Consider the following 5,270-nt stretch of genomic DNA (forward strand, 5'->3'; position numbering starts at 1 on the left):
CTACGTCGGCCACGACTACGCGCCGGAGGGCCGGGACGCCGAATGCTGCGCCACGGTGGCCGAGCACAAGGCCAGCAACATCCACTTCCGCGACGATCCGACCGAGGCCGAGTACCGCGCCACCCGCGATGCCCGCGACGCCACCCTGCCGCTGCCGAAGCTCATGCTCGCGGCGCTGCAGATCAACACCCGCGGCGGACGCAAGCCCGCCCCCGAGAGCGACGGCCGCAGCTATCTCAAGATCCCGCTGGATTATTTCGAGCCTCGGTGAGGGCGCCCTTGCCCGGCGGTCGGAAGGGCGGTGAGGGCGGGATGCCTCCGGCGGGAGTTTACCCGGCAAGATGAAGGGGCGGGTTGCGCGCTTGCCCCGGGGACGTGCCTGTTGGAAGCGTCTGGGTGGTGCGCCTTGGAGTGGAGCGGTGCTGCGCAAGCGGCGGCGTTTGAAGGTGGGTGCGGCGGGTATGTCGCGGGGGCGTGGTGCCGTCGCTTTAGCGAGAGGTCTTTTCGGGCGCCGGGAAGGGGCCGCGCCCCTTTCCCCCTGCGCCGCGATGGGGTAAGCCGCAGCGGATACAAAAACCAACCCCGGGCGCCATCGCGATGAAATTCACGCTTTCCTGGCTGAAAGAGCACCTCGACACCCAGGCCTCGGTCGACGAGATCACCGAGGCCCTGACCGATCTTGGACTGGAAGTCGAAGGGGTCGAGAACCCCGCCGACCGCCTGTCCGCCTTTACCATCGGCAAGGTCCTGAAGGCCGAGAAGCATCCCGACGCGGACAAGCTTCGGGTCTGCACGGTGATGACCGACGAGGGCGAGAGGCCAAGCCCGGCACCTACGTGCCCGGCATCGACACCACGATCCAGGTCGGCAAGATCCGCGGCATCGAGAGCTTCGGCATGATGTGCTCGGAGCGCGAGATGGAGCTGTCGGAAGAGCATGACGGCATCATCGAGCTGGCCTCGGGCGAGGTCGGCCAGCGCTTCGTCGACTGGCTCGCCGAGAACGACCCCGCCAAGGTCGACCCGGTCATCGAGATCGCCATCACCCCCAACCGCCCCGACGCGCTCGGTGTGCACGGCATCGCCCGCGATCTCGCGGCGCGCGGCCTCGGCACGCTGAAGCCGCTGGCCGAGGTCACCGTGCCCGGCGCCTTCCCCTGCCCGGTCTCCGTGACCATCGAGGACAGCGCGAAGGAAGGCTGCCCGGTGTTCTACGGTCGCCTGATCCGCGGCGTGAAGAACGGCCCGTCGCCGGCCTGGCTGCAGAGCCGCCTGAAGGCCATCGGCCTGCGCCCGATCTCGTTCCTCGTGGACGTGACCAACTTCTTCACCTTCGACCGCAACCGCCCGCTGCACGTCTTCGACGCCGACAAGATGACCGGCGGCCTGCGGGTGCACGCGGCCGCGGGCGGCGAGACGCTCGAGGCGCTGGACGAGCGCACCTACACCCTGGAGCCGGGGATGATCCTCATCTCCGACGACACCGGCCCCGAGAGCCTCGGCGGCGTGATGGGCGGCGAGCCGACGGGCGTGTCCGACGAGACCGTCAACGTGTTCCTCGAGGCGGCGTATTTCGACACGATCCGCACCGCCTACACGGGCCGCGGGCTGAAGATCAATTCCGACGCCCGCTACCGCTTCGAGCGCGGCATCGACCCGGCCTCGGCTGCCCCCGGCATCGAGGCGGCGACGCGGATGATCCTCGACATCGCCGGCGGCGAGGCCTCCGAGGTCGTCGTCGCGGGTGCGGTTCCGGACGTGTCGCGGGCCTACCGGCTCGACACCGACCGGGTGATCAGCCTCGTCGGCATGGAGATCCCCGCAGCCGAGCAGCGCGCGACGCTCGAGGCGCTCGGCTTCACGCTCGACGGCGACATGGCGCAGGTGCCCTCGTGGCGCCCCGACGTCATGGGCGAGGCGGACCTGGTCGAGGAAGTGGCGCGCGTGGCCTCGCTCACCAAGCTCAAGGGCCAGCCGATGCCGCGCCCGCAGGCCGGCGTTCCGGCGCCGATCCTGTCGCCGATGCAGAAGCGCGAGCAGGTGGCCCGGCGCACCGTGGCCGAGCTCGGCTACAACGAGTGCGTGACCTACAGCTTCGTCGACAAGCTGGCGGCAGAGCTCTTCGGCGGCGGCAGCGATGCCACCATGCTCGCCAACCCGATCAGCTCGGAGCTGAGCCACATGCGCCCGCAGCTCCTGCCGGGGCTGCTGCGCGCGGCGGCCCGCAACCAGGCGCGCGGCTTCGCCGACCTGGCGCTGTTCGAGGTGGGCGCGGCCTTCCAGGGCGGCGAGCCCGGCGAGCAGCACACGCAGGTCACCGGCCTGCTGGTCGGCCGCACCGGTCCCAAGGACGTTCACGGCGGTTCGCGCCCGGTCGATCTCTACGACGCCAAGGCCGATGCCGAGGCGGTACTCTCGGCCATGGGCGCGCCCGCCAGGATGCAGATCCTGCGCGGTGCCGAGGGATGGTGGCACCCGGGCCGTCACGGCAAGCTCTGCCTCGGCCCCAAGAAGGTGCTGGGCGTCTTCGGCGAGATCCACCCCAAGGTGCTGTCCGAGCTGGGCGTGAAGGGCCCGGCGGTGGGCTTCACGCTCTACCCGGCCGAGATCCCGCTGCCGCGCTCCAAGGGGTCGAGCCGTCCGGCGCTGATCCTCAACGACCTGCAGGCGGTCGAGCGTGACTTCGCCTTCGTGGTCGACGCGGATGTCGCAGCGCTGGATCTGGTGAACGCCGCTGCCGGTGCCGACAAGGCACTGATCGAAGAGGTGCGGGTGTTCGACGAGTTCATCGGCGGCAGCCTCGGCGAGGGCAAGAAGTCGCTGGCGATCACCGTGCGGCTGCAGCCTTCGGGCGAGACGCTGAAGGAGAAGGACATCGAGGCGGTCGCCGCGAAGATCGTCGAGAAGGTCAGCAAGGCCACCGGCGGCACGCTGCGCGGCTGAGCCCGCCTCCCCCGGAACGCGGAAGAGGCGCGACCAGCCCGGTCGCGCCTCTTTTCGTGTCATCCTCTGGCCGGAGCCGGTCGCATCAAGTGGTCTTGCGTGCGCAGGCATCCTTGCCCGCACCGGCCTTGGCATCTCCCTTCGCGGCGGCATGGGCCCCTGCGGGCTCCTTCGCGGTCCGGGTCTTCCCGGCCGGGGTGGTCTCGGACTGTTGCCGAACCTCCTTCTTCACCTCGCCCTTGCCGGTTGCGGCACCCTTGGTCTCGGCCCTCATCTGGCCCGGGGCGCGATCTGCGTCTGCATGACCTGCTCCTGCGCCCTGGCAGGTGCGGCGGTCTCGTGCGGCTCCTGCCCGCGCTTCAGCAGACGCGGGCCGGTCGCGCGCCCCGGGCGCTGGCGGCACCGTAGAAGCCGAGGGCGATGGCGGCGGCGGAGAGAGTTGCGAAAGGTCTCACCTGCTCAGCGCCTCTTGCTTGAGGTCAGCAGTGACACGCAGAGCCTGCCGTTCCCGTCGCTGATTTCCGTCGCCGCGCAGAAGATTTTCCGAAGGGCGCGTTAGTCTGCCGACAGTTCGTCGAAGACGGCCAGCGCCTTGGCCGCGTACATCAGCCCCGGGCCACCGGCCATCTGGATCGAGGTCCCGAGGATCTCGCCAATCTCCTCGCGCGTGGCGCCGATCCGCACCAGCGCCGAGACGTGGGTAAGGATGCAATCCTCGCAACGCAGCGCCACGGCGATGCCCAGCGCGATGAACTCCTTCTGCTTCTTGTCGAGAGCGCCATCGGCCGAGGCCGCCTGCTCGAGCGCCACGAAGCCGGCGAAGGTGTCGGGGATCGCCTTGCGCATGTTGCGGAGGTTGTTGCGGGTGTCCGCCAGCTTGTCCTTGTAGGTCATATCAGACTCCTGAGATATGTTTGAGCCCGTCAAACCACCTCTGCCCGTGCCGATCCTTGATCGAAATCATCCCGTTCGGGAAATACTCCTGGAGGGAGCCGCGCATCGCCTGCCTGTGGCTTGGCGATCTGCGTCCCGAACCTCTCGGAATATCCGGGCCGCGTCGGAAGGGCACCGACAGTTCGCGCAGACCTCGACCAATCACAAGCCCGGGGGGGGCGGCCTTCGGCCTTGGTTCCCCGCCGGGGCGTGACGGTCTTTACCGGGCCATTGCCCGGCAAAAGGAAAGGGACCGCCCGACGGACGGTCCCTGATGTGTTCAAGCCGGCAATCACCTGCGCCTGGATCTCGGCATGCCGCCGCGGGAACGCCCCCGGACGGTCCCTGACATCGTCAGCCGAGCAACCGGCGCGCAATCACCTGCGCCTGGATCTCGGCGGCCCCCTCGAAGATGTTGAGGATGCGGGCGTCGCAGAGGATGCGGCTCACGGTGTATTCCAGCGCGAAGCCGTTGCCGCCGTGGATCTGCAGCGCGTTGTCGGCGTTGGCCCATGCCACGCGGGCGCCCAGCAGCTTGGCCATGCCGGCTTCGAGGTCGCAGCGGATGCCCTCGTCCTTTTCCCGCGCCGAGAAATAGGTGAGCTGGCGGGCGATCATCAGCTCCACCGCCATCATCGCAAGCTTGCCGGACACGCGCGGGAAGGCGATCAGCGACTTGCCGAACTGCTTGCGCTCCTCGGCGTAGCGCATGCCCACGTCAAGCGCCGCCTGCGCCACGCCGATGGCGCGCGCCGCGGTCTGGATGCGGGCGGATTCGAAGGTCTCCATGAGCTGCTTGAAGCCCTTGCCCTCCTCGCCGCCGAGCAGGTTCTCGCCCTTGACCTTGAAGCCGTCGAAGCCGAGCTCGTATTCCTTCATGCCGCGGTAGCCCAGCACCTCGATCTCGCCGCCAGTCATGCCCGGGGTCGGGAACGGATCCTCGTCGGTGCCCGGCGTCTTCTCGGCCAGGAACATCGACAGACCCTTGTAGTCCGAGGTCGCCGAATCGGTCCGCGCCAGCAGCGTCATCACGTGGGCACGGGCGGCGTGGGTGATCCAGGTCTTGTTGCCGGTGATCGTGTAGTCGCCGTCCTCGCCCCTGACCGCGCGGGTGCGCAGCGAGCCGAGGTCCGAGCCGGTGTTGGGCTCGGTGAAGACCGCAGTGGGCAGCTTCTCGCCCGAAGCCAGCGCCGGCAGCCACTTCTGCTTCTGCTCGTCGGTGCCCCCGGCGAGGATCAGCTCGGCGGCGATCTCGGACCGGGTGCCCAGCGAGCCCACGCCGATGTAGCCGCGCGACAGCTCCTCGGAGACGACGCACATCGACGCCTTCGACAGGCCGAAGCCGCCGTATTCCTCGGGGATGGTCAGGCCGAAGACGCCCATCTCGGCCAGCTC

The 5,270-nt window shown here is 69.1% G+C and carries 3 protein-coding genes and 2 pseudogenes; 2 read left to right on the forward strand and 3 right to left on the reverse strand.

What is annotated here, in order from left to right; genetic code table 11:
- Nucleotides 1-271 (forward strand): annotated as a pseudogene (locus HC022_RS18595) (MBL fold metallo-hydrolase); the annotation flags it as partial.
- Nucleotides 272-597: 326 nt separating this feature from the next.
- Nucleotides 598-2,942: pseudogene (gene pheT / locus HC022_RS18600) on the forward strand (phenylalanine--tRNA ligase subunit beta).
- 85 nt (nt 2,943-3,027) lie between these two features.
- Here pheT and HC022_RS18605 read toward each other — a convergent pair.
- From HC022_RS18605 to HC022_RS18615, 3 genes are all read right to left on the reverse strand, one after another.
- Entirely contained in the window at nt 3,028-3,216 is a 189-nt protein-coding gene (locus HC022_RS18605) for a hypothetical protein (protein WP_167453418.1), read from the reverse strand.
- A gap of 281 nt (nt 3,217-3,497) precedes the next feature.
- A complete protein-coding gene (locus HC022_RS18610) occupies nt 3,498-3,836 on the reverse strand; it encodes a carboxymuconolactone decarboxylase family protein (protein ID WP_008882981.1) in 339 nt (112 codons plus the stop codon).
- 393 nt (nt 3,837-4,229) lie between these two features.
- Nucleotides 4,230-5,270: acyl-CoA dehydrogenase family protein (locus tag HC022_RS18615; RefSeq protein WP_167453419.1), on the reverse strand; the 1,041-nt coding region annotated here is incomplete at its 5' end.

It is taken from the genome of Salipiger sp. HF18, assembly GCF_011806505.1.
GTDB lineage: Bacteria > Pseudomonadota > Alphaproteobacteria > Rhodobacterales > Rhodobacteraceae > Salipiger > Salipiger thiooxidans.

What these genes read in the sequence shown, in the direction of transcription:
- HC022_RS18605 (WP_167453418.1), bottom strand. Translation starts at nt 3,216, where the DNA reads ATGAGGGCCGAGACCAAGGGTGCCGCAACCGGCAAGGGCGAGGTGAAG.
- HC022_RS18610 (WP_008882981.1), bottom strand. Translation starts at nt 3,836, where the DNA reads ATGACCTACAAGGACAAGCTGGCGGACACCCGCAACAACCTCCGCAAC.